The sequence below is a fragment of the Streptomyces sp. NRRL B-24572 genome (genome assembly GCF_002156145.1).
Lineage (GTDB): Bacteria > Actinomycetota > Actinomycetes > Streptomycetales > Streptomycetaceae > Streptomyces > Streptomyces vietnamensis.
Map to the genome: position 1 here is coordinate 1 of NZ_MWIG01000678.1, position 3664 is coordinate 3664.

Genomic DNA, 3664 nt, shown 5'->3' on the forward strand with positions numbered 1-3664 from the left:
AGGGGAAGGGGCCGGTCACTGCGCCACCCCCGAGGCGGAGTGACCGGCCCCTTCCCCTTGGGACGCCCGGTCCGGTGAGGGCTGCGGGCAGCGACAAAGCGGCACCGCCGGTTCGGGCGGTGCCGCTTTCGGTTTTCCGTGCTCCGGTCACCGTGCGGGGAGTTCACCCCGGGCGCAGAACGCGCCGCCGAAGTAGAGCAGGGGGTCCTCGCCCTCGCCCCGTACCGCCCGTACGCGGCCGATGACGATCGTGTGGTCGCCGCCCGGCACCGTGCTGTGGACCTCGGCGTCCACCCAGGCCAGGGCTCCGGCCAGGTGCGGCGTGCCGGTGGCGGGGGAGGGGCGCCAGCCGACTCCGGCGAAGCGGTCCGGGTGCGAGGAGGCGAAGCGCAGGCCCAACTCCTCCTGCCCGGCGCTGAGGATGTTCACGCTGAACGACCCGGAGCGCAGCACGCGCGGCAGCGTGCGCGAGGTGTTGGCGGCCGAGATCGTGACCAGCGGCGGGTCCAGGGACAGGGACGCGAACGACTGGCAGGTGAAGCCCACGGGCCCGGGATCGCAGGTCGTGATCACCGTGACACCCGTGCAGAAAAGGCCCATCGTCCGGCGGAACTCCTTCTCGTGGAACTCCGAGGGTCCGGGGAATTCCGAGGGTCCGTGGAGCTCCGGGGGTCCGTGGAGCTCCGAAGGCAGCGTGGCGATGTGTGCGTCGTGCCCGACCGGGGTCTTCATGCCGCCACCGTGGGCCGACCGGCTATCCCACCGCTATACGACGCACTCGGGTGCGCCTCTCGAACGCCTATAGGAACGCGATAGGCGGCGCGGCGAGCCTCCGCACGGAGCCGGTGCGAGACGCGCGCCGTTCCGCGTCCGCCCCGCCCGACGGCGGGGCGGGTCACCGAACTGCCGTGGTCCGCACGAGTACACCGTTCTGGGAGCGTGAGTCGGTTGGTGTTTTCCGAGGTTCGAAGCGACGTCCGCCTGCCGGTCACCGCCGCCCAACTCGGCGTGTGGGTGGCGCAGCGGCTGGAGCCCGAGAGCCCGCTGTACCAGTGCGCCGTCCGCTACGACTCCGGACCGCTCGACGCCGACGTGCTCCAGGAGGCGGTGCGCCGGGCGGTGGCCGGCACGGACGCCCTGCGCGCCCGCTTCGGCGACGACGGCGAGGTCTTCCAGGTCGTCCGCGCGTCCGTCGACGCGCCCCTGACCGTGGTGGACCTGCGGGCCGAGCACGATGCCGAGGCGGCGGCCCGCGCCTGGATGGACGAGGACCTGGCCACCGTGCCCGACCTCGGAGGGGACACCCTCTTCCGGCACGCCCTCCTCCAGGTCTCCGACGAGCGGCACGTCCTCTACTTCCGCTACCACCACATCGTCCTCGACGGCTTCGGCCAGACCCGCTACATCGACCGGCTCGCCCGGCTGTACTCCGCGCTCCTCACCGGGGAGGACCTGCCGCCGGCCGGCCCGCACGGCCTCGACGCCCTCGTCGCCGAGGAGGCCGCCTACCGCGACTCCCCCCAGTGGCAGAACGACCGCCGCTTCCTGCTCGACCTGGTGAGCGACGTCGAGGAGCGCCAGTCGCTCGCCGAGCACGCCGCCGGACCGGCCCCGCGCGCCCTGCGCTGCCACGTCGAGCTGCCGCGCGAACTGACCACCGCCCTCACCTCGGTGGGGCACTGGCCGGCCGTGATCGCCGCCGCGACCGCCGTCTACCACCACCGCATGCTCTCCGTCGGCGACGTGGTCGTCGGCGTCCCGGTCGCCGCCCGGCGCTCGCCGGCCGCGCTCGCCACCCCGTCGATGCTCGCCAACGACCTGCCGCTCCGACTGACGGTCACCCCCGGCGCGAGCTTCGCCGACCTCGTGGAGCAGGCCCGCGCCGGGCTCGGCGCCCTGCTGCGGGTGCAGCGCTTCCGCCGCGAGGACCTCCACCAGGAACTCGACCTCACCGGCACCGGCGCGGCCCTCTCCGGCACGGCCGTCAACGCCATGTCCTTCGACACCCGCGTCCGCTTCGGCGACGTGACGGCCACCGGCCACCAGCTCTCCAACGGCCCGGTCGCCGACCTGGCCCTCGCCACCTACGGGGACCCGGCCGACGGCACCGTACGCCTGGAGTTCGCCGCCAACCCCGAGCTGTACCCCGAGCCCGCGCTGCACGCCCACCGGCGCCGCTTCCTCACCCTGCTCACCGCCCTCGCCGCCGCCCCCGACGCCCCCGTCGGCCGGGCCGACCTCCTCGACGAGGAGACCCGCACCCGCCTGCTCGACGGCCCCGAGGACACCGCGGGCCCGGTCCCGGGCCGGCTCGTCGACCTCTTCGAGCGGCAGGCGGCCGCCACCCCCGACGCCGTCGCCGTACGGGCCGACGAGGTCCTCACCTACGCCGAACTCGACGCCCGGGCCAACCGGCTCGCCCGGCTGATGGCGGACCGCGGCGTCGGCCCCGAGCGGCTCGTCGGCGTCGCCCTGCCCCGTACCGCCGGGCTCGTCGTCACCCTGCTCGCCGTCCTCAAGACCGGCGGGGCCTACCTGCCCATCGACCCCGAGCACCCCGCCGACCGGATCGCCATGATCCTCGAGGACGCCCGCCCCGGGCTCCTCGTCACCACCGCCGACCGGCCCGTACCGGCGGACGTGCCCGCCCTCCTGCTCGACGGGACCGACCTCGCCACCGGTGACGCCACCCCCCTCGGCCGCGCCCAGGACGGCCGCAGCACCGCGTACGTCATCTACACCTCCGGCTCGACCGGCCGCCCCAAGGGCGTGGCCCTCGAACGCGCCGCGATGGACAACTTCCTGGCGGCGATGGACCGGGCCGTCCCCGTGCGCCCCACCGACACCCTGCTCGCCGTCACCACCGTCAGCTTCGACATCGCCGTCCTGGAGCTCTTCCAGCCGCTGCTCGCCGGCGCCACGGTCGTCCTCGCGAGCCGCGACGAGGTGCTCGACCCCGAGGCCCTGCGCTCCCTCGTGGGGCGGCACCGGATCACCGTCATGCAGGCCACCCCCAGCCTGTGGCAGGCACTGGTGGAGCAGCGCCCCGAGGCCTTCGCCGGGGTACGCGTCCTCACCGGCGGCGAGGCCCTGCCGCAGAGCCTCGCCGACACGCTCGCCGCGCACGCCGAGCGGGTCACCAACATGTACGGCCCCACCGAGACCACCGTCTGGTCGATGACCGCGCCGGTCGACGGCGGCCCCGTCACGCTCGGCACCCCGATCCTCAACACCCGGGTGTACGTGCTCGACGCCGCCCTCCAGCCCGTCCCGCCCGGCTACAGCGGCGAGCTGTACATCGCGGGCGACGGCATCGCCCGCGGCTACCGGGACCGGCCCGGGCTGACCGCCGAACGCTTCGTCGCCAACCCGTACGGGCCCGGCCGCTTCTACCGCACCGGCGACCTGGTGCGGCTGGAGGAGGACGGCGGCCTCACCTTCCTGTCCCGCCTCGACCACCAGGTCAAGGTGCGCGGCTTCCGCATCGAACTCGGCGACATCGAGGCCGCACTGCTCGCCCATCCGCCCGTCGAACGGGCCGCCGTCCTCATGCGCGAGGACCGGCCCGGCGACAAGCGCCTCGTCGCCTACGTCGTCTCCGCCGAGGGCGACTCGCCCGCACTGCGCGCCCACCTCGCCGAGCGGCTGCCCGAGTACATGGTGC

2 protein-coding genes are annotated in these 3664 nt (G+C 74.6%); one reads left to right on the forward strand and one right to left on the reverse strand.

Annotated features, from left to right (window positions below):
• Positions 1 to 147: 147 nt before the first annotated feature.
• Positions 148 to 732, reverse strand: coding sequence for a flavin reductase family protein (locus CCN56_RS33310; RefSeq protein WP_086831577.1), 585 nt, complete (start codon positions 730 to 732; stop codon positions 148 to 150).
• 219 nt (positions 733 to 951) lie between these two features.
• Here CCN56_RS33310 and CCN56_RS33315 point away from each other — a divergent pair.
• A partial coding sequence (locus CCN56_RS33315) for an amino acid adenylation domain-containing protein (protein ID WP_256962316.1) occupies positions 952 to 3664 on the forward strand: 2713 nt, incomplete at its 3' end.